Source organism: Streptomyces sp. NBC_00239 (assembly GCF_036194065.1).
Lineage (GTDB): Bacteria > Actinomycetota > Actinomycetes > Streptomycetales > Streptomycetaceae > Streptomyces.
This window is the reverse complement of record NZ_CP108096.1, coordinates 23,625-42,255: the sequence shown is the minus strand read 5'-3', so window position 1 is coordinate 42,255 and position 18,631 is coordinate 23,625. Positions and strand designations below refer to the sequence as shown.

Annotated in this window: 29 protein-coding genes; 14 read left to right on the top strand and 15 right to left on the bottom strand. The window is 69.6% G+C overall.

The window, feature by feature from the left end; all coding sequences use genetic code 11:
* Nucleotides 1-16 precede the first annotated feature (16 nt).
* Nucleotides 17-415 carry a WGR domain-containing protein gene (locus tag OG764_RS37980; protein ID WP_328973358.1) on the bottom strand — a complete coding sequence of 133 codons (399 nt, stop codon included), beginning with the start codon at nt 413-415 and terminating at the stop codon, nt 17-19.
* Nucleotides 416-747: 332 nt separating this feature from the next.
* On the opposite strand from OG764_RS37980, the gene OG764_RS37975 reads away from it, so the two are divergent.
* The 3 genes from OG764_RS37975 (at nt 748) to OG764_RS37965 (ending at nt 1,909) form a co-directional block, all read left to right on the top strand.
* Nucleotides 748-1,062 (top strand): helix-turn-helix domain-containing protein, encoded by a 315-nt coding sequence (locus OG764_RS37975; protein WP_328973357.1) that lies wholly within the window; start codon nt 748-750, stop codon nt 1,060-1,062.
* A 14-nt stretch (nt 1,063-1,076) separates the two neighbouring features.
* A complete protein-coding gene (locus tag OG764_RS37970; RefSeq protein ID WP_328973356.1) occupies nt 1,077-1,643 on the top strand; it encodes a hypothetical protein in 567 nt (188 codons plus the stop codon).
* 95 nt (nt 1,644-1,738) lie between these two features.
* Nucleotides 1,739-1,909 (top strand): hypothetical protein, encoded by a 171-nt coding sequence (locus OG764_RS37965; RefSeq protein WP_328973355.1) that lies wholly within the window; start codon nt 1,739-1,741, stop codon nt 1,907-1,909.
* Between the two features lie 133 nt (nt 1,910-2,042).
* On the opposite strand, the gene OG764_RS37960 is transcribed toward OG764_RS37965, so the two are convergent.
* The 6 genes from OG764_RS37960 to OG764_RS37935 form a co-directional block, all read right to left on the bottom strand.
* Complete coding sequence (locus OG764_RS37960; RefSeq protein ID WP_328973354.1) at nt 2,043-2,480, bottom strand: hypothetical protein; 438 nt, start codon at nt 2,478-2,480, stop codon at nt 2,043-2,045.
* Between the two features lie 43 nt (nt 2,481-2,523).
* A complete protein-coding gene (locus OG764_RS37955) occupies nt 2,524-2,964 on the bottom strand; it encodes a hypothetical protein (RefSeq protein ID WP_328973353.1) in 441 nt (146 codons plus the stop codon).
* On the bottom strand, nt 2,961-3,776 hold the full coding sequence (locus OG764_RS37950) for a DNA methylase (RefSeq protein ID WP_328973352.1): 816 nt from the start codon (nt 3,774-3,776) through the stop codon (nt 2,961-2,963). The genes OG764_RS37955 and OG764_RS37950 overlap by 4 nt, the downstream gene beginning before the upstream one ends.
* Before the next feature lie 146 nt (nt 3,777-3,922).
* Entirely contained in the window at nt 3,923-4,399 is a 477-nt protein-coding gene (locus tag OG764_RS37945) for a hypothetical protein (protein ID WP_328973351.1), read from the bottom strand.
* Between the two features lie 179 nt (nt 4,400-4,578).
* The gene (locus tag OG764_RS37940; protein WP_328973350.1) at nt 4,579-4,968 is read right to left on the bottom strand and encodes a hypothetical protein; all 390 of its coding nucleotides are present in this window, start codon (nt 4,966-4,968) and stop codon (nt 4,579-4,581) included.
* Nucleotides 4,969-5,111: 143 nt separating this feature from the next.
* On the bottom strand, nt 5,112-5,873 hold the full coding sequence (locus OG764_RS37935; RefSeq protein WP_443056278.1) for an RNA ligase family protein: 762 nt from the start codon (nt 5,871-5,873) through the stop codon (nt 5,112-5,114).
* Nucleotides 5,874-6,086: 213 nt separating this feature from the next.
* Between OG764_RS37935 and OG764_RS37930 the strand changes: the two genes are divergently transcribed.
* From OG764_RS37930 to OG764_RS37915, 4 genes are all read left to right on the top strand, one after another.
* Nucleotides 6,087-6,251: a hypothetical protein gene (locus OG764_RS37930; protein WP_328973349.1), complete on the top strand. Its 165-nt coding sequence runs from the start codon at nt 6,087-6,089 to the stop codon at nt 6,249-6,251.
* Entirely contained in the window at nt 6,248-6,853 is a 606-nt protein-coding gene (locus OG764_RS37925) for a hypothetical protein (RefSeq protein ID WP_328973348.1), read from the top strand. Before OG764_RS37930 ends, OG764_RS37925 begins: the two co-directional genes overlap by 4 nt.
* A gap of 75 nt (nt 6,854-6,928) precedes the next feature.
* Complete coding sequence (locus OG764_RS37920) at nt 6,929-7,141, top strand: hypothetical protein (protein WP_328973347.1); 213 nt, start codon at nt 6,929-6,931, stop codon at nt 7,139-7,141.
* Between the two features lie 63 nt (nt 7,142-7,204).
* Nucleotides 7,205-7,633, top strand: a complete 429-nt coding sequence (locus OG764_RS37915; protein WP_328973346.1) for a hypothetical protein — start codon at nt 7,205-7,207, stop codon at nt 7,631-7,633.
* Between the two features lie 100 nt (nt 7,634-7,733).
* Here the strand turns inward: OG764_RS37915 and OG764_RS37910 are convergent, their stop codons facing one another.
* Nucleotides 7,734-8,447 (bottom strand): WhiB family transcriptional regulator, encoded by a 714-nt coding sequence (locus OG764_RS37910; protein WP_328973345.1) that lies wholly within the window; start codon nt 8,445-8,447, stop codon nt 7,734-7,736.
* A 203-nt stretch (nt 8,448-8,650) separates the two neighbouring features.
* On the opposite strand from OG764_RS37910, the gene OG764_RS37905 reads away from it, so the two are divergent.
* Nucleotides 8,651-9,193, top strand: coding sequence for a hypothetical protein (locus OG764_RS37905; protein ID WP_328973344.1), 543 nt, complete (start codon nt 8,651-8,653; stop codon nt 9,191-9,193).
* A 44-nt stretch (nt 9,194-9,237) separates the two neighbouring features.
* Here OG764_RS37905 and OG764_RS37900 read toward each other — a convergent pair whose 3' ends face one another.
* Nucleotides 9,238-9,894 carry a hypothetical protein gene (locus tag OG764_RS37900; protein WP_328973343.1) on the bottom strand — a complete coding sequence of 219 codons (657 nt, stop codon included), beginning with the start codon at nt 9,892-9,894 and terminating at the stop codon, nt 9,238-9,240.
* A gap of 384 nt (nt 9,895-10,278) precedes the next feature.
* Here OG764_RS37900 and OG764_RS37895 point away from each other — a divergent pair, with 384 nt between their 5' ends.
* A complete protein-coding gene (locus OG764_RS37895; protein WP_328973342.1) occupies nt 10,279-11,475 on the top strand; it encodes a methyltransferase domain-containing protein in 1,197 nt (398 codons plus the stop codon).
* Between the two features lie 184 nt (nt 11,476-11,659).
* Nucleotides 11,660-12,295 (top strand): hypothetical protein, encoded by a 636-nt coding sequence (locus OG764_RS37890; RefSeq protein ID WP_328973341.1) that lies wholly within the window; start codon nt 11,660-11,662, stop codon nt 12,293-12,295.
* A gap of 52 nt (nt 12,296-12,347) precedes the next feature.
* Here the strand turns inward: OG764_RS37890 and OG764_RS37885 are convergent, their stop codons facing one another.
* Complete coding sequence (locus OG764_RS37885) at nt 12,348-12,887, bottom strand: DUF6248 family natural product biosynthesis protein (protein ID WP_328973340.1); 540 nt, start codon at nt 12,885-12,887, stop codon at nt 12,348-12,350.
* Nucleotides 12,884-13,495, bottom strand: coding sequence for a DUF262 domain-containing protein (locus OG764_RS37880; RefSeq protein WP_328973339.1), 612 nt, complete (start codon nt 13,493-13,495; stop codon nt 12,884-12,886). The genes OG764_RS37885 and OG764_RS37880 overlap by 4 nt, the downstream gene beginning before the upstream one ends.
* Before the next feature lie 352 nt (nt 13,496-13,847).
* On the opposite strand from OG764_RS37880, the gene OG764_RS37875 reads away from it, so the two are divergent.
* On the top strand, nt 13,848-14,051 hold the full coding sequence (locus OG764_RS37875) for a hypothetical protein (protein WP_328973338.1): 204 nt from the start codon (nt 13,848-13,850) through the stop codon (nt 14,049-14,051).
* Complete coding sequence (locus OG764_RS37870) at nt 14,048-14,428, top strand: hypothetical protein (RefSeq protein ID WP_328973337.1); 381 nt, start codon at nt 14,048-14,050, stop codon at nt 14,426-14,428. Before OG764_RS37875 ends, OG764_RS37870 begins: the two co-directional genes overlap by 4 nt.
* A gap of 126 nt (nt 14,429-14,554) precedes the next feature.
* On the opposite strand, the gene OG764_RS37865 is transcribed toward OG764_RS37870, so the two are convergent.
* From OG764_RS37865 to OG764_RS37850, 4 genes are all read right to left on the bottom strand, one after another.
* Entirely contained in the window at nt 14,555-15,277 is a 723-nt protein-coding gene (locus OG764_RS37865; protein ID WP_328973336.1) for a hypothetical protein, read from the bottom strand.
* Nucleotides 15,278-15,673: 396 nt separating this feature from the next.
* Nucleotides 15,674-15,913, bottom strand: a complete 240-nt coding sequence (locus OG764_RS37860) for a hypothetical protein (RefSeq protein ID WP_328973335.1) — start codon at nt 15,911-15,913, stop codon at nt 15,674-15,676.
* Nucleotides 15,910-16,479 (bottom strand): hypothetical protein, encoded by a 570-nt coding sequence (locus tag OG764_RS37855; protein WP_328973334.1) that lies wholly within the window; start codon nt 16,477-16,479, stop codon nt 15,910-15,912. Before OG764_RS37855 ends, OG764_RS37860 begins: the two co-directional genes overlap by 4 nt.
* Nucleotides 16,480-16,518: 39 nt before the next feature.
* Nucleotides 16,519-16,845 carry a hypothetical protein gene (locus OG764_RS37850; RefSeq protein WP_328973333.1) on the bottom strand — a complete coding sequence of 109 codons (327 nt, stop codon included), beginning with the start codon at nt 16,843-16,845 and terminating at the stop codon, nt 16,519-16,521.
* Nucleotides 16,846-16,996: 151 nt separating this feature from the next.
* Between OG764_RS37850 and OG764_RS37845 the strand changes: the two genes are divergently transcribed.
* Together OG764_RS37845 and OG764_RS37840 are read left to right on the top strand one after the other, a co-directional pair.
* A complete protein-coding gene (locus OG764_RS37845; RefSeq protein ID WP_328973332.1) occupies nt 16,997-17,395 on the top strand; it encodes a hypothetical protein in 399 nt (132 codons plus the stop codon).
* Nucleotides 17,396-17,462: 67 nt separating this feature from the next.
* Nucleotides 17,463-18,392, top strand: a complete 930-nt coding sequence (locus OG764_RS37840; RefSeq protein ID WP_328973331.1) for a hypothetical protein — start codon at nt 17,463-17,465, stop codon at nt 18,390-18,392.
* Nucleotides 18,393-18,631 lie beyond the last annotated feature (239 nt).

Genomic DNA, 18,631 nt, shown 5'->3' with positions numbered 1-18,631 from the left:
GGGGCGGAGCGGGCTGCTAGAAGTTCGAGCCCGGAATGTGCGAGGCGAGATCGAGTTCCGTGCCCGCCTCGCGGGCGTGCTTACCGAAGTGCTGAGCGATCCGGTGGGCGTTGCCGCTGGCGGAGGCAGGATCGGAGAGATCCGTGGGCAGGTCGAAGAGGGTGAAGTCCCGACTCTGCGCGTAGCCCTTCTTTTCCTTGTCGCGGGACCGCTGCACCGCGTGGCGCAGCGCCTCAGCGGCGGTGATCTGCGTGTGGACGAGGCCGATCTGTCCCTTGTCGCCGCGCTTGCCGTGGAGTCCGAGCACGATGGCCTCGTCTCCGGTGACGACGATGAAGCGGTAGAACTTGTCGCTGCGCCCGTCCTCGAAGTGCAGTTCCCAGCCGAAGCTGACGACGCTGTCACTGGAAGCCAAGTAGTACCCCCATCGGTAAAATTATTTGGGTCGCTGGGTGTCTGAGGGTGCGCGGCGCAATGGCCGTCCGTGGAGGCGGAAGCACCCGCCGACATGCTCCAATCGTACGCGAACCCCCACTATGAATCAAGTTAATAGGGTCATGTGCGATGCTTCTTCCGTTGCTCGTGGCCATTCGGCCGGGCGTTGGCGCGTCAGGTGTTCGGGCGGGCTCGGGGCGCCCCCGTCGCCCGACTCGGCGGCGCCGCTCGCCACTTGGCGGCGACTTCGGAAGGGCAGGCGGGCGGTCGCTACTTTGACATACCACTGACGGTATCTATACCGTCAGTGGTATGACGGGGAACGATGGGCGGGCCGCCCATGAACTCGCGCTGCGAGAGCTGCTCTACGCCATCGCGCAAGCCGTGCACGACCGGCGTACCGCCCTGGGATGGTCACAGCGGGAACTCGCCGAACGGGCCGGCATGAGACAGCCGCACGTGTCTCGGCTCGAAGGAGCGGGCGCCCTGCCCAAGCTGGATCTCCTCCTTCGGGTGGCCGACTCTCTCGACGCCGACCTGGTTGTCACGCTGCAGCCGCGTACGCGGGCCGAGTCCGGAGCGTCAGCCGTCTCAACTGAGGTTGCCGAGGAAGGTGTGAACTCGTGATTTTCAGACGGCGATTGAAGGAGTTCCGGCACCGGCACTATGGCGATGCCGTATACGTCTCAGCCGTCATCGGCGTGATCGCTGCCTCCTGGCTCGTGCCCGCCGGCAGCGTCATCGGCGCAGCGGCCACAGGCGTCGCGATCGCGGTGATGGCCACCGGCATCGTGCTTCGGGTCCGGCACCGAAAGGGCCCCCTGTGCGACGAATGCATCAAGGAAATGCCCCTTGACGCAGCCGACGAGGCCCAGAACAAGCCCCGCACGCACCGGCAGTTGGCCCTCTTCCACAGCGCCTACGGCACCGGCCGCCGGACCCAGGCAACCGGAATCCTCACCCTTCTTCTGACAGTGGCAGGATGCGAGCCGCTCTACCTCGCCGTCGGCGCACAGCTCCCGCCCGAAGTGCCCCGCACCGCCCTGAGCCTCGCCCTGGCAGCGTGTGCATGCAGCACCCTGGTGATGCGCACGCACAACCGGTTCCAGCCCTGGTGCCCGTTCTGCCGCGATGACGGGCGAGGGGGCGACGACCTGGAGCCCGCCCCCGACCCGCAAGGCGGCCTCGGACGGCCCGTGCCGGCGTAATGGCCCACACCGGCAGATGCACGGGGCCGGAGGCCGACCTCACCGTCGCCGTACACTCGGCACCTGCTGTCCACGCCCCGGGGGAGAACAACACCGTGACCACACCGCAGACCAGCAGCACCCCTGCCGGCGACGCACCGATCTACACCAGCCTCGTCGAGGAGCTCGGCGACGTCCTGACCGAGGCGCGCCGTACTGCGCAGCAGACGCTGCGGGAGTCGCAGAAGGCCCTCGACTTCGGCCTCATCCCGGCCGACGCTGCCTGACCAGCCGGACACCGGCGTCACCAGCAGCTCGCTCAGCCGCCCCGCCCCGCCAACGGCCCGGTGCGCGCCCCCGGGACCCTGCGGAGCGCCCCGAAGGCCGGCGGAGATGACCGACGGAGCCGGCCCGTCCCCGCTACACACCGCCGCCCGAGGTCAGCGGCGAGAGGCCGGTCGACGGCTGCCGCCAGTCCTGTTGCGTGCGGGGTGCGGGCAGGGAGGCGATCAGCGCCTCCATCCGGGAGAACTTGACGGCGCTCTGTTCCTGGCACGCGGGACGGAGGAGATCCCCCGTGGCCAACATGATCTCGGTGCCCGCGTCGTCGATGCGCGCGAGGTTCTTGCCAACGTCGAAGAAGTCCGGGGATGGCGCCACGTTGACCGAGGCCAGCGCCACCGCGTGAAGCACCATCACCACCTCGCCCACCGCGGGCAGTGCCCGCGCTGGATCGTTTCGGACCAGGTCCTGCAGGTACGCGCTCAGCTCGGCCACCGGTTTCCCGGCCGTCGTCTCCATCATGATCAGAGAACGACGCCAGCCGATCTCCGTCACCTGCGAGCCGGCCGTCCCCACGGACCAGCACCCCGAGTCCCGAACACCGCAGATGGCCCTCGGCTCACACCGGCGAACTCTCGCCCGCAGGGCTCGGCCGGTCGCACTGCGGGGAGCGGCCGGACAGACATATCTCCTCGATCAGGCGCATCTGGGCGGACGCCTTCTCGTCCCACTCGCACCGACGCTCCTCGGAGACCCTGGCCAGGTTCCGGCCGACGGGTATGAACGGGGAGCCGGGGTGTCCGGGCCACCGGTTCCCGCTGACCGGGTCGAAGTTCATGTTCCGGTAGCCCAGCCACGACTCCCGGTGGCGCGGGCACATCGCGGCGGGCGCGCGGACCGTGTAGCGCTGGTCGGGCGGGAAGAGGTTGTTGGTGTCCATATGCCGGCTGCGGCGCCAGGCCGCGGCGCCCCAGGTGTGCCACTGGCGCCGGATCTCGTCGGGGACAGGGATGCCCAGGAACCGTTGGGGCACATCGGTGAGATGCGGGGGCGTAGTCAACTGGCCTCCTTCATGAGGGGAACAGAGAACGGCGGGAGGAGGGGCTGCAGCGAGGGGGCGGGAGTCTGAGGGCGCTTCCCCGTCGAGACGAGCCGGCCCGCAGAGTTGAGCCGCAGATACGGGCGCATGATCTCCGGAATGGGGGCGGTGTCCGGGATCCCGCGGGCGATGGCGCCCCACTCGCCCGTGGTGAGGAACTCGTTGCCGATGTACTCGGTGTACGCGGGCGGGATCGCCTCGGTGAGCTCCTCATGGACGTCGGTCCAGTGGATGTCCATGGCCTGCTGCATCTCGCGCACGGTGCCCTTGCCGCCGCCCTTGCCGTAGGCCGCGATGTACGGACCGTCCCGCCACACGCCGTGCCGCAGGCCGCGGACGTAGCCGCGGTGGGGCTGGTGCGGGCGTCGGTTTCCGCGCCAGTAGTCGACCTCGAATATGCGGTGTCGCAAGACGCCGAGCCCGAACATCTCGCCGCAAAGGACCAGGTCCCGCCGCAGCTCGGAGCCCTGGACGTTCTCCATGACGGAGGGCACCCCGTACCAGGCGAGCAGCGCGCGCGTCGCCGGGATCAAGTCGACGTACTCGCGGCCCCTGTTCGTGCCCTTGGTGAGCGTGCACGAGTGCTGACACGGAGGCGAGGCGTGGACCAAGTCGAAGTCCTGGACGTACTCGTGGGCGAACTCCAGGGCATCGGCCTGATGGAACTCAAAGGGATAGTGGGGCCGCGGGCTGATGTCGACGCCCACGACGTCGAACCCCGCCCGGTAGTACCCCATCCCGGCGCCGCCGGCGCAGCAAAACAGATCCAGCACCCGAGGTCGACGCCCGCGGAAGGACGGCCGCTTCGGCAGGCGAAGACGTTTCGGGGGCCGACAGGTACCCGTGCTGCAGCAGGACAGGCCCATGCGGCCGGGCCGCCACCGCGCCGACGGAGCGGGGAGCACGGCGAGGGGCCCGCTCACTCGGCCCTCGCGGCACCCGGCAGGCGCCTTGCCAACACGGCCAGGGCGTCGAGCACGTCGGCCGCCTCCCGGATCTGGCCGGCCTCGTTGTCCTCGGTCCGGGTCCAGCCCACACGCCGGGAGGTGGTGAAGAACGGGATGACCTTGCGCAGGGAGATCACTGGCGTGCCGTGCACGTCGCACTCGGTCTCAAGATCCCCGACGTCCGGAACGCGGGCGATGTAGGCCCCGTTGGCGGGATAGCTGGGGTCCTGCCAGACGACGAACGCAGCGGAAGGGGCGTTACTCATGAGGGCATCGGCCAGGATGCGGGCGGAGCCTGCAGCCACCTCGCCGGCGCCGTAGACGAAACCGAGCTCCAGCTGTCGGGGTACACGCCCCAGGCCGTAGTCGCTCGCCACCGCTGCGCCGTGGAAGGCGGCCAGAACCGCATCGACCTCGGCGTCGTCGACGCTGTAGATGATGACCTGCAACTGCGAATCACCGGACAGAGCAAACTCCTTGAGTCGGTTGGGGTAGTGGGAGAAACGAATTTTCGGCGGAGCGCGGGGGTCGCACGGGCGGAGCGGACCGCGTCCGCAGCACCGTGCGGTACGGCGTGGACGGGCCAGGGCCCGCTGCAGATTCCGCGGGCGTGATGCGGTGAACCGGATCAGGGCTTGCTGTGACGGGCCGGGGCCAGAGCCTCGCGCGCGTCCTCCAGCGACAGGAAGTCGCGGGGCGTAGTGCTGTTGGGGTACACGTGCTGCGCCGCGAGGGCCCGCGCCTCCGGGACGTTCCAGCCGGCGACCGGGAGCAGCCAGCGGCGGCCAGTGGAGTGCAGCAGCCCGTCCAGCCGCTGGGCGTATCCGCCGCCCTCGTTCCGGGCGTCGCGCACCATCTTGATCCGCCCGTCTCGGAAGAGGTTCGTCACCTCCATAAGCCGGTACGCCAGGGGCTGCTCCTCGCGGGTGTACGACGCCGTTGTGTACGACGGGCGCAGTTCCACGATCACCAGGTCTCCCCTGCGGGCCTTGATCTCAGGTGCGGCGGTCTCGGTCACGGATTCCTCGTTCGGTGATCGGGTGCTGTTCATTTCGGTTTGCCGAGGCGGTAGTGGGTGGGAAGGCCACGACGTCGATGGGCACGGGGAGCCACACGCAGTGGGCGTACGGCGCCGGGGCGCGGCCGCGCCCCGGACCGGGGTCAGCGAGCGGCGAGGCGCTGCATGGTGCGGGCGTAGTCCTCGACGCGGGCCTTGGCGATCACGGACCGGTCGGTGGTGCGCAGCACGAGCCCTTCCGGACGGCCACCGGCGCCACCGTCCAGCGCGACCCGCGTGCGGGGCAGCCGGGTGGCGAGGAAGTCCTGCATCCCGGCGAGATCGCTCGGAACCTGGTCCGCCGCAAGGCTGCCCAGACGCGGCGTCAGCTCGATCTGGTTCTCCGTGGCAGCGAGGGCGAGATCCCCCTCGGCGAGGAACTGCTGGCCGCCGTTCTCACGCCATGAGCTGATCTCGGCGCGCGGCCGCTCCAGGACTGACGCGTCCACGGCGGCGACGTCGAAGAGGCGGAAGCCCACCGCCTGGCTGCCGGTGTACTGCTTGCTGGCCTTGGTGAGCTTGGCGCCGTAGACCTCGAAGAAGTAGACGCGGATACCCGTCGCGGGAGGCGTCAGACGGTCGGCCAGGGGGCGCAGGGCGGGCACGATGCTGTCCTTCGGGCTGATGACACGGTCACCGCGGGCGTGGAGCAGGTCCTCCCGGCTGCCGATCACGTAGTCGCCGTCCGGCAGGACCGCGACCCGCGCGTTAGTGCCGTCCACCTTCTCGGTGAGCACCACTTCGCCGCTGAAGGGCACCGTGATGTCGAGCAACGTGCCGCGGTCGATCTCGTGGAACGTTGGGATCGACGGGTACTTCGTCGCCGAGTTCAGGGCATTGAGATCGAGCGCATCGAGATTGATCACAGAATCCTCCAAAGGCCGGGCGTCCTGGCGTGGGAAGGCGAGTCAGCGCCTCACGTGCCTTAAAAGTACGTCAACAGGGGGTGTCTGTCAATTTAAAAGGGTCAGTCAGTGTGTCAGGTGCTTGCGCTGATGACCCTATTAATTTGATTCGAAGTGATGAGGCGGGTACATTAGAGCTTGTTGGAGTCAAGGTGCTGACCAGGAAGGAAGACGTTGAACCCCCGTCTGAGCGACTACACCCGCAACCGCGCCCACGCGATCGCCACGCAGAACCTGCGCCGCTCCGGAGCCAGCGGCACTCACGCCAGTGGCCCGAAGCGGCAGCGCAACCGGAACGCGGCCAAGAAGGCCGCCATCCGCTACTCGGCCGCCGCGTGACCGTTCCCGACGCAACCCGCACCGCAGAGGACGTGATGGCTGCCTCCACCGCACCGCTCGCAGTGATCGTCACGAGGGCGGACGGTGGCGTCACCCGCATCGGTCCCATCACCGCCCCGGGGGCAGCCGGTGCGATCCACGCCTCGCTGACTCGCCTCACCACCATCCCGGAGAAGGCCGCCGCATCCGCTGTCATCGCCCCGTTCAGCTCGGCGGTGCCTCACCTGCCCCTCCTGGAAGCCGAGGTCGAGACGGTCCGGACGCTGATGGACGACGACGAGCAGGGCGTCGGGGCCCCGTTCCCCAACATCTGGGACCGTCTCGTCGCCCAGCACGGACTCAACGTGGCCGACGCCCTGGTGCGCGAAGCACTCACGGACCGCTCCAACGGGTGTCACCGGCCGCGCCCGGGGACCGTCACACAGCGCCCCTCCCGCAACCAGGCCGACGAGAGGTTCGAACGCGCCCTGCGGGAGGTGCTGCTCGAGAGCACCGGCCCCGGCGGCACCTCACCCGCCGCACTGAAGGACACCCTGACCAGCATCCGACGACTGGCGGAGGCCTGGGCGTGCTCACGCCCTCGGTCCGACTCAGGCCGCTGAACGCAGCCGGCACACCCACCGGCGGACAACATGCCGCGCCGAATTGACCACCCTGCGGACGATCAAGGAGCAACCGTGGAACCCGAGTTCAGTGCGGGCGACCGCATCCGCGTACTGCGGTGCACCGACGAGTTCGACCCACTGCCCGCCGGCGCCACCGGATCCGTCCGCGCCTGGGACCCGCACCCGGGGCTGCGCCAGCTCCGCGTGACCTGGGACGCGCCACACGCTCACCGGCGCCTGATGCTCACGCTCACCGACGACGCCGACGAGGTCGAGAAGATCTGAGACCCCGCCAAGCCCCCTGCTGACGACCACGAGAGGCAATGGATGATCTATGGCCCCGGGGCCATGGGAACCGCCGAGCTCGCCTGGCACGCGGCCCGCGACGGCTGCTACCTCAGCACCGCCGCCCTGCTGTGTGCCGCCCTGCCCACCCTGCGCCCCGACCACGACAAGCCCGAGCCCTACCGCCACCTCCGGTCGACGAGCCCGGCCGGGGCCGACATCACGGCCGCCGTCGACGGCGGGAACGTCCACCTGGAGGTGACCGGCCTGCCACATGACGACATGCGGCGCATCTGTCTCGCCGCACAGGTCTACTTCGCCCCCTTCACGGTCGAGACCTCCCTCGGCCGCACTCCGACTCCGGGGAAGTACACGGAGCGCGCCCGCCACGCCCGCCAGCACCTGACCGTCCGCACGGACACCGCCGACGTGCGGCTGAAGCTGCCCGTGAAGACGGCAAGTTCGGTCCTGAACACACTCCGCTCGCCCTGACCCGAGCCCGTCGGTCCGACAGAGCCGCAGGCGAGCTCGAGAGGGCGATCGCCCCGCTTCGCCACCGCCTGGACGGAGCCGCGTCGGTATGGCGATCGCCCTACGACGACGCCAAGGAGGCGGCACACCCGCCCTCACGGAGGAGCCAGGCCACGGCAAGGTCGGCAGCCGTGCACGCCTCGCACGCAACGTGGCCGCTGCTGACGTGCCACTGGTACCCGCTGCGCGTTCCGCACTCGGGCCGCTCCTCGGTGAGAGAGCTCTGACCGGTGCGCCCGATGGGGGCACCCATGACCAGCTCTCCACGCCGGGGCGAGCGGCCGCGAGAGGAGACCGGCGTCGCACAAGGCGCTGCAGGCCGGGGATCCGGCCTCTTCCCGGTCTCCGCGGCCGTGCAGGCGAAGCACCGGCACCCCTTCCTGTACGTGCGGCGGACACCATGCTCCTGGCCATCGTCGGGAATCGGCTGAGGCCGCTTCGGCAGCCGGCGCCCGCGGGCGAGTGCGTAACGCTCCCGCCCGTCCAGGCCGCCGCGGATCCCCGAGCGTTCCGACGCCGCGAGCCTGCGTTCGGCCAGCAGGGCAGCATCAAGGCACTGCTGGCGTACCGGGCACGGTGAGCAGACCGAGCGGGCGCGCTCGGTCTGCTCGATGAGGGCGTTGCTCAGCGGGCCCTCCGGATAGAACAGCTCAGGGTCCGTCCCGCGGCAAGCAGCGTGCTGCTCCCAGTAGGGATGCGGGGCGGGCTGCTTCCCGGCCGTGGTTCCGGGGCGTGGCAAGTCGATCAGCCTCCTGGTGCTGCGGGTGAACCTCACGGGGCGCGGAGAAGGATCCGGCCGTCACTGGTGGCGGCACCTCGTCGAGGACCTGCCTGCCGGCCCTGAGCCGCCGCCGAGCCTGCGAGGGTGCTCAACCATACACGACTGACCCTGAAAACTTGATGTAACTACCCTCGTAGGGTAAATTAGTGGGATGAGTTGGTGCTGCCCCGGAGCGCGCCCACGAGCCTGGAGAGCCCTTGACTAACCCCCTTCTGCTCCTCGATATCGACGGAGTTCTCAACCCCTTCGAGGCCCCGCTTCCCGGCCCGGCCGGCTACCGCCTCCACCACATGCGCCCCCAGTCCTGGATCGCTCAGCATCCCCACCTCCTGGCGGACGACGTCCCCGATCTGAAGGTGCGCCTCCACCCCGAACACGGGGCCGAGCTCCTCGACCTTCCGTTCGAACTCGCCTGGGCGACGACCTGGGAAGACGACGCGAACCGGCACATCAGTCCGGTCATCGGGCTGCCCACGCTGCCCGTCATCAACTGGACCAGCCCCGAGCAGTTCCCGTCGGACGGCACCTATTTCAAGACGGCCGACGTAGTGCGGTACGCCGCAGGCCGCCCCTTCGCATGGGTCGATGATCAGATCCTCCAGGCGGACCGCGACTACGTCCGCCGCCATCACCCCGGACCCGCGCTGCTCTACGGCGTCGACCCCGAGGTCGGCCTCACGCTGGACGACTTCGAGGCCCTCGCGCACTGGGCCGGCGAACTCGCCATGACCAACTCGTAGAGCGCTCGCCGCCCGCCGGGCCTGCCGACGGGCGGCGAGACGACTCATCCGCGGTTGTTCACGTAGGGGACAAGACCGGCGGCCGTGTAGCCCAGCCCCCGGCCCCTACGGAACTCCTCCAACCGCTCCTGGTCCGTGTACCGCTCGGCCGGCATCCCCGGCGGCGTACGCACCCCGAGCTGGATCCCATACAGGCACAGCACGAACCCGGTGGACACGGCAGCGGAGATCCAGGCGGGATTGAGCGGGACCGCGATCCGCGAGAACGCCTCTCCATTGGGGCTGCGAAGCTCCAGCCGCTCATCCGCCAGCCGGTGCAACGTCCAGCCAGGCGCGGAGCGCAGCGCGGCGAACCCGCGACCGAACCGCCCCAGACCCAACTCAACCGCGACCTCCGCCTGCTGCTCCCGCGGAGCCTGGCCCGGCATCCCCATCATCAGCGCACGCTCCGGCTCGAACAGAGCCGCCGGCAGCTGCTCGGTCCCGCCCGGTTCGACCGTCACCGTCCCGGACTCGAGATCGAAGCCACGGGCGACCTGGCCGAGTTGAAGAGCGGGATCATCCCAGAACGTCACCCGCCCGTGGTCGTCGACGGTGTCCGCCACCGCCGATATGTGGGACATCAAGTCGGACCGGCCCACCGGGTGGCCATCGACCTGGAACCGGCTGCGACGCTGCTTCTTCTGCTTGAACCTGCCCACGAGGGCCTCCTGCTCATTTAGGGGCGCCCCGCTGACCGCAAGGCGGCGCGGAGTGCATCAGAACGCGGCTCCTCACCGCCGCGAACCGATGCTCGAACGAGGTCCCTGTGGACAGAGGCCAGGCACCGGCGCCCACTCAGCGGCCTCCGTCCAACCCGACTTCAGAGCCGACCCCGGCGACCTGCGGCCAGAGGCGGAGGTCGGGGGACGAAACGCCTGACCGTGCGACGCCGCCGGAGTAGAACAGATGAGTAGAGCTAAGGGAGTTGGGATGGCGCGCGAAGATGCCGCGAGTGACGGGGCACTGACCGACGAGGAGCAAGAGGACCTCGGCGGCATGCCGATCGAGGACCCCAGCGACGATGGGGACGAGGAGTAGAGGCGGTGACCGGCGGCGCCTGGAAGGAACTGGTCGACGAGGTCGCGACGGCAACAGAGCTGTCGCAGCCCTGGCGGAGCGCATTCGAAGACGTTCCACGGGCCCGCTACGTGCCCGACGACGTCTTCGTGCCGGAGCCGGGCACCCCGCGCGCCTATCGGACCGTGGCCCGGCATACCGAGCCCGAGGAGTGGGCAGCGCTGGTCTGCTCGAAGGCCCAGGTCGTCACCCAACTCACTCCGTCGCCGTTCGACGGGGCACCGACACCGTCGTCGTCCTCCTCCGCCCCCGAGGCTGTCGCCCGCATGCTCGCCCTGCTCGATCCCGCCCCCGGCGCGCGAGTCCTGGACCTGGGCAGCGGTACCGGCTGGACGGCCGCTCTCCTGGCTCGCTTCGGCACCCTCGTGGTGACGATGGAATCCGACCCGGAACTGGCCGCGCAGGTCCGCGCACGCGTGATCGACTGCCAGCCGCCCGTCACCGCGCTGCACGGGGATGCGACGCTCGGGCACCCGGACGCAGCTCCGTACGACGCGGTACACGTCGGCTTCTCCGTTCGTGAAATCCCCGGGACGTGGATCGGACAGGTACGGCCCGGCGGCCGGCTCGTAATGCCGTTCGGCACCCTGTTCTCCAACACCGGCCTCCTGCGCCTGACCGTCCGCGAAGACGGTCAGGTTGCCGAAGGCCGATTCCACGGTGGCGCGATGTTCATGTGGGAGCGCGGGCAACGGCCGAGCTGGGCACAGGCCGTCACCGACGACCCTGAGCGGGCCGCCTCCGCACTCGATCCGCGCACCCTGCTCGCCACAGGCGCCTCTCGATGGGCGGTCGGACTGCAAGTGCCCGGCGTCACCTGGGACCCCGTGGCCGCCGATGGGGACCGGCTGCTGCGCCTTTGGTGCACCGACGGCTCCTGGGCCACCGTGGCCGTGGACAGATGGAACAAGCCGGACGGCGTCGCGCAGTCCGGACCGCGGCACCTATGGGACGAGGCATGCGAGGCATGGTCCTGGTGGGACGGGAAGGGACGACCCGGCCGGAACCGCTTCGGCGTGAGCGCTGACCGCGGCGGCTCGTGCCGTGCCTGGCTCGACAGCCCACGGTTCACGCTCCCCGGGGCTCTCGACTCCACGGCGCACTCCCGTCCTGCGACGCCGCTCCCCTCCGGCCGGTCCAACTCGGCCACAGGACCACGGTGAGGCGGAGGCTCGCGCACCGCTGCGCCGAGCTGCTGCCGAAGCGAGCATGTACCGAGCCAGGGCCACCTTGGGGGCGACCTGCGGGAGGAGTTCGGCCCCAAGGTGCGTGGCGGCTGATTCGCCGAGCCGCCGCAGGATCGCCGATCGCATTCGATCTACGAAGGCCGCGGATTAGGGTGTGCGCATGTCACGCACAGGTACCGCAGTCCTCGTCGCCCTCCTGGGCATCGCCGCTCTCACCTCCTGCTCGTCGGACAGCTCGGACAAATCCGGCCAGGAGTCGGACAAGCCCATCACCAAGCAGCTCGCCCAGGGCGAGATATCGCAGGCCCTTCCGGGTGCCGGAGAGGTGATCTCGGGATGGGAGCCCTACAAGGGCAAGAGGGTGACGTCGGAGGCGACGTACTGCACGGCCTCGGGCGGCACCGCACCGAAGGGCTGGGTCCGTGGCGGCTCCGCATGGTTCGACTACAACGGCTCCACGGACAACATGATGGATGTCGGGATCTGCCTGTACGACTCGGCGGAGAACTCCAAGGCCGCCTACGCGGCGTGGCGGGGCAAGGAGTCGAGCAAGGAGCAGGGCCTCAAGAAGAAGGTTGGGGAGGAGTCCGTGCTCGTCACCAACCCCGGCCTGAGCAAGGACAGCGTCTACGCATTCAGCCGATCGGGCAACGTCAACATCAGGGTGAAGGTTGAAGGCACCGGGGGCGACAGCACCGGCGCGCAGGATGTTCTGGCCGCCACGCTCAAGCGACTGCAGCAGGTACAGGACGGCGAGCGCCCCACGGCCACTGCCGCGGACCAGGCCAAGAAGTAGCAGTAGCGCCCGGCAGCCGGCGTGCGGCGGGCGCGGGGCGCGCTGCCCGGGACTACAGGCCAGGGAGTGGGTCCTGGCCGCAGCGCGCAGATCCGGGCGCGGTCGAGGTGGCCTGGGGCGGTGCCACGGCGGGCGAGGGCGTGGCCGCGGGCTCGGCGTCGTCCTTCGCGCAGGGGCACCGGCACCACCACACACACGGCTCGCCGCCGGGGCGCAGGATGAGGGTGGCCGCCCGCCGGCCACGGTGGCTGAACACGGTCTCGGCGTTGTCGCAGACGTCGGGGCCGCCCTTCTGCCGATGCATGCACCACTCGCACCGTCCGTTCAGACAGTTCCAGCAGGTGCCCCGCTCGCACATCGCCCAACGCCAGAACCCGAAGGCGTACCCGTCGTCGATCAGGCGGAGGTGCTTGGGCCAGACGTTTGCGCGGACCCAGGTGGCCTCGTCTTCGCTCATCGGGGACGGGTTGGGTACCGGGTCGACCAGGCCGAGGTGGAGCATGCGGTGGAAGGGGAGGCTCTGTACGCCGCGGACGACCTTGCGTTCGGCCGCGGTGAGGATGCGCTGCGGCCGCCGCAGCACGCCGGTCACCGCTCGGCCCGGGGCGAGGCCGCCGCGATGCGGGTCGCGTTGTCCATGTCGGCCTCGCTCTGCGGGGTGCCGCCGCCGTTGACCAGGAGGTAGATCTCGGCCTCCTCGGCTGCGGTGGCGACCTTGGCCATCGCCACCGACAGGTGGGCGCGGTTGGCGAACTTCAGCCGGGCCGGCTTGGCCAGGCCCGAGAGGCGCACATACGGGCCGTCGTCGGTCTCCTCGGTGGCCGTTACGTCGTCCTGTGGGAACCAGGTTGCGGGTACGGCCAGTTCATCGTCGTACCAGCGGTAGGCGGTGGTGATGCGCTGCTTGCCGTCGATGCACACGTACATGGCCTCGCCGCGGTCGGTCGGGTCGTAGCCGTTGGCTTCCTTCCACTCAGGCGTCGTGCGGTCGTTCAGGATCACCACGCCGGTCGGCGTGCCCGTCAGCCACGACCGGATGAGCGCGACGCGCTGGTCGTCGGTCCACACGTCGCCGCGCTGGTAGTCCGGATCGAGGTCGAGCCCGAAGGTGAGGCGGAAGCTCGTCACGATTTCGCGTGGCGAGCGATCCGAGGTGCGCAGGTTGTGGTGCTCGAGCGGGCGGGCGGTCTGACGTGTCATGAACGGCTCTCCGGGACGGTGAGGCGGGCGATGGCCCTGGCGGTGGCCCGAGTCGGACGTCCCGCAGCTAGCCGGGGAACGCGTGAGGACTCGGTGACGCGAGATGGGCACGAGGCGGTGCGAGGAGGAGCACCAGCAATGCATTCAATGTACCCCTACAATGGGGTTTGCGTCAATCCATCAGGGTCAATGGGGCGTGAGCGGCCCCGCCCTGTTGTCGGTGGCGGCGGGGCTCGGCCTGTCGAGATGGAGCGCGCGATCCCGGCGCCAATCCGGCAGATGCGGTGCAGGAAAGCCGAATGCCTCCACCAATGCCTCTACCCGTGGAGGCATCGCGCGGTACGGTGGGTGTATGCCGAAAATCTCTGTGGATCTCAGTGAAGAGGAGCTGTCCAGGGTGAACGAGCACGCTCAGCTCCTGGGCGTGTCCACCCGCTCCTGGGCCAAGCGGACGCTGGTCGACTCCGCCAACAAAGCCCGCTTCCTCACCGCTGCGCGCACCGCCGTGCCCACAGCACTGGAGGCCGTGAAGGACGCGCCCGAGGGCATGCGGTGAGCCCGATCGTCTACGTCGACCCTGGATGGCTCCTCGACATCCAGGAGGAGGTCGCCCCCCGGAACATCGGCATCGCCGACTGGGGGGCGCTGCAATGGACAGGGAGCGCGCACCGGTACGAGCAGATCGCCGGGCAGCCGTACTACGAGGATGCCGTCTCCCGGGCGGCCACATTCCTGCACCATGCCCTGGTGCTGCGCCCCTTCGTCGACTACAACCTGGTCGTCGGCTACGCGGCCGCCGACGCCTACCTCCAGATGTCCGGGCACACCGTCACGGTCAAGCCGGACGCCCTCTGGGCGCTCGCCGGAGCGGTCCGCGCCGGCGAAGAGGATCTTCGCGGAGTCGCACGATCCCTTCAGTCCTGGACGGCCTGACTTCCGCCTTCCGTGCACCGGAGGGGGCCCGCGTGGCCTGGGCCCTCCCGGCGGGGCAGCGCTCCCTCGTCGCGGGCGACGGTAGGCCAAGACGAGGACCGCCGCCGTCCGCTGAGCTCGAGCTCGTCAGGCGGAGGCTGCAGCGAGGGCGGCGAGCGGTGAACGCTGTCCCTTCTGGACGGCGCGGAGGGTCTCCCAGCCGATCTCCGGGTGAGCGGCCGGAAGACCATCGACATCGCTCGTGCGGAACAGGGCGACGTCGACGGCCCCGGCACGCGAGGTGCCGAACCGGACCTCGACGGAGTCGGCCGGCCTGATCCACCCCAGACGCAGCATGTGGTCGAAGTCGGTCCTGCGGACGGACAGTCGCCGCGCGGCCTGCTCGGGCCCGAGCGGGGTGTTGGCAGCCACCAGCTCGGCGAGGTCATCGCGGGCGCAGACGACGTCCACCTGCTCGGGGTTGACCAGGGACCCGTCAGGGTTGGTGCTGAGATCGGTGAGCAGACGCAGGTCGATCAGCCTGCGGACGACGAACGAAGTGACCGATGCCTTCTCGCCGATCACATTCGGCGTGCCGAGCGCCTCGGCAATCCGGTCCGCCGCAGCGCCACCGGAGATCGGTGTGCGCGAGAGCGCTCCGCGGATCGCGTCTCGATCCATCACCTCCACGGCGCTCCGAGACCACCGCTGAGCAGGCAAATCCGGCTCCGGAACCAGCCCGCAGTGCCGCGCCCACCGGAAGGCCGCCACCGGGACCGTCAGCCGCTTTGCCGCCTGGCCGTCGTCGTACTCACTTCGTCGCGCCATGGGAGTCTCCTCTCGATCGCCGCACATCTGCGGCCAGAACATGACAGAACGCCTAAAAGGGTGTCAAGGGCAGTACAGAGAACCGGGTCAGGGCACGCCGGGCGTCACACCTGATTCGGCGACGGCCGCCCGATGCTCCCTTCAGCGGCCGGCGCCGAACTCCCCGCGGGGGTGATGCGAACCTCGCATCACCCCCGCGGGGAGTTCGGCGAGCGGGGCCCGCCGGCCGATCTCTACGCGCGTGGTACGGGGCAGGCAGTCGTGTCCGTTGGTGAACCTGCCGCGAACGACGCTCCGTGCAGACCACACTCCTACGGCTCGCGGCCCGGCATACGGGGGCGTACACGGGCCTTGGTTCGGATCGCGACCCGTTAGCACGGAGGTACCGCAGGGCAGTGGGGTCGACCTCGGCCACGCGCCCGCACCGGCGGCAGCGGGCTATGCCCCTGCGATCGGCTGGATGCGGTGGAAATCGGAGCGAGTCGTGCCGAGCTCGTCGTCGCTCAGGCCGCACGTACGGCAGAGGCGCCGGGTGTCGCCTTCGCCGAGCGGGGGTGCGATCTCGGCGAGCAGGGCTCCGCACCGGGCGAAGCGCGCGCTGTCGATGCCGTAGGACGGATCTTCCAGGTGGACGATGATGCGGCGGTCGTCGCTCGCCCGGTACCAGATGACCGTCACGCCGAACTCATCGTCGTGGAAGGGCTGTTAGCGACGTCGGGGAGCACGATCTCCTGCCACCGCTCGCCGTCCCACACCTGCCAGACCTCGGGCGCGGGCTGGTGCCGGGAGAGCCCGCGGGCCAGCTGGCCCATGTACGGATAGTCGCCCCTGGCGAGCCAGACGGCGGGGATCTTCGCCTCGATGATGTGCTCGGCGTACCCGTCGGCGTCGAGCCCGCGCACCAGGCTCGTCCGCTTCCGCGCGTACTGCTTGGCCGTACGGGCCAGGTCGTACTCGTCGATGAGGTGGTCATACACCTCCTCCTCGCGGATCGGCTCGCCCTTCCAGCGGCAGGCCCGCGTGAACTCCGCCATAGCCTGGCGGCCGGTGCGGTCTGCCGGGGTGAACCAAGTGCCGCCGCCGCGACCGTGGTTCTCGATCACCCCCACAAGAGCGCGGCCCTCCCGCACATTCGCGCTGAACGCAACACCGCAGCTCATGGTCACCTGCTGAAGGCTGGTGATCCGGTAGCGGGTGTGCGGTACTTCGAGGCCGGTCAGCGGCAGAGAGGTCAGGTCGGTCACGCAGTCTCCTTCTGTTGGGTGTACTTCGTTGCGTCCTCGTTAGGACGGATCGGCGGAGAGGCTCCGCAGAACCGGCAGGATGGCCGACCGGTCGAGGGTCTGGGGCAGGACGAGCGTGCTCTGGCCTGCGTCGATCGCCTTGGACACGATCTCCGACAGCTGGCCTGGCGCGATCGGGGCGGAGACCTCGGCGATGAGGCCGCACCCCTGGTCCGGGACGATGAGGACCCAGTGCCCCTTCGCGATCACCCGCTGGACGAAGTCGAGGGCCCGCCACAGGTCATGACCCGGCGGGCAGGTCAGGTCTTCCACGATTCCGTCCTCGTAGACCCGGTGGACGGTGATCTCGACCGGCAACTGCTCCATCACGCTCTCCTCGTCGTCCAAGTGCGGCGGCACTCCGCCCCGACAGGCATCAACGTACTTCTCTGGTGGGGATGAGTCAAGTTTAAAGGGTCGACGTATCGACCCTTTAAACTTGACCTAAATCACCGACCTGCGTACATTAGGGCTGCCGGTGTTCATCGCGCCGGGTCCCCCCGATGAAGGAGCCAACCTGCTGTACGCCGACGAGAGCAGCGCCGACGAGTTGGAAGCCGTTATCACTCACCGCCTGGACGTAGATCTGGAGATGGCGCAGATAAACGCCGAGGCCGATGCCTGGCACGCGGTACGCGACCGAGGGTTCTGCAACCACGGATCCGCTATCGGCTACCGCCGCCCGCCAGTGCACGAAGTGCAGAAACTCCTCAAGCCTGGCGAGCTGATCTGTACCGCCGGATGCGACACCGTCTTCGCCAACGAGGAGGACTGGCACGTCCAAACCAACGACCCGATGCTCAACCCCGTGCCGTTGCCCGACCGTTCCACTGCCGGCGACCGGCCCGCCCGTGGGGCCTCCGGCTCCCGCGTCTGATCAAACCCTTCTCCGGCTCTGCCGCCTGTCTCCGGCATGCCAATCGCTCCCTCTGAATGGAGATCCTGTGCCCGTCTACCTCGACAACCCCCACGAGTACAGCCCGCGCGGGCCGGACGGTCACGGGTGGAACAGGCTCTCCCTCAATGCTCACTTCGACACCCCCGCCCACTGTGGGCTCCGGCCGATTCGGTTCGCCTCGCTCTTCGAGGCCCGCACCGGCCGTCAGCGCTGGGGCGGCTTCGAGCGGTGCATGGGCGCGAAGCTCACTCCACGGCCGGTTCCGAACGCCTCGCCGGACACCCCGCGTGTCCTGTGCGGGTCCTGCCCCGTCTACCAGAACGCCCGCGAGCACCCGCTGGTGCCGAACTGGCCCGACCGGTCGGTGCTGTTGCTCGGCCGCGTACGGGACTGGCCGCGTACCCCCGGAATGTGGCTCGCCGACCCGGCTGCCGGCCGCAGCAGCGTGCACCTGCACACCTGGCAGGGGCAGGACACCGGTGTCGCCGTCGACTGGCCGGACCTCGCCATCGCCGCCGAGATCCGCATGACATGGCAGTTCCAGGACCAGGACGGCGACGCCTTCTGGATCGTCCGGCTCAACCCGGCCGCCGAGAAGACGGTCGTGCACACGAAGAAGTACCGGGATCACACTCGGCATGTGTTGTACGCGGCAGACGCCCGGCGTCTCGCGGCGCTGAAGTGCCACGGGGCGTGCGCACACGAGGACTGGCACCTGCGCCACTTCGCCGCCGACCTGGCCGACCTCGACGGAGCGGCGCCCGCCCACGGGCCCGCCACGGCACCCGCCCTGCCCGAGGGTTTGCCTGGAGTGCCGTCCTTCTCGTTGGCCCCCGCCGGAGGCACCGCCACGATCACGCACACGGCCAGCCGCGACTTCGACGCCTCGACCATGACCGTCAACGCCGAGGTTCCGCCCTCACCCGACGCCACCGCCGCGCTGCTCGCACACATCGCCCGCGTCGCCACCTGGTAGAGCGCCACGGCCGTCGCGATCACGCGACGGCCGGCCGACGGAGGTGGTCACCTGGGCCCTGGCCGTGCGGTGATGGCGGGGGACGGCCACGGGGCCGAGGCGTCACTGTCTGGTCTGGCGCTTCCTGAGCGGCGTGCCCATGCTGACAGACCGTGCCGACACCGCAGTTGCGCTGCTCAGGGCACTGCTCGACCGGTGCAGCAGTCCCTCGACGGGGTGAGAACCTTCGAAGGGCCAGC

Excerpts from the sequence above, each read along its gene's own strand:
- OG764_RS37975 (WP_328973357.1), top strand. The coding sequence starts at position 748 with ATGACGGGGAACGATGGGCGGGCCGCCCATGAACTCGCGCTGCGAGAG.
- OG764_RS37915 (WP_328973346.1), top strand. The coding sequence starts at position 7,205 with ATGGGAACCGCCGAGCTCGCCTGGCACGCGGCCCGCGACGGCTGCTAC.
- OG764_RS37890 (WP_328973341.1), top strand. The coding sequence starts at position 11,660 with ATGTCACGCACAGGTACCGCAGTCCTCGTCGCCCTCCTGGGCATCGCC.
- OG764_RS37880 (WP_328973339.1), bottom strand. The coding sequence starts at position 13,495 with ATGACACGTCAGACCGCCCGCCCGCTCGAGCACCACAACCTGCGCACC.
- OG764_RS37875 (WP_328973338.1), top strand. The coding sequence starts at position 13,848 with ATGCCGAAAATCTCTGTGGATCTCAGTGAAGAGGAGCTGTCCAGGGTG.
- OG764_RS37865 (WP_328973336.1), bottom strand. The coding sequence starts at position 15,277 with ATGTTCTGGCCGCAGATGTGCGGCGATCGAGAGGAGACTCCCATGGCG.
- OG764_RS37850 (WP_328973333.1), bottom strand. The coding sequence starts at position 16,845 with ATGGAGCAGTTGCCGGTCGAGATCACCGTCCACCGGGTCTACGAGGAC.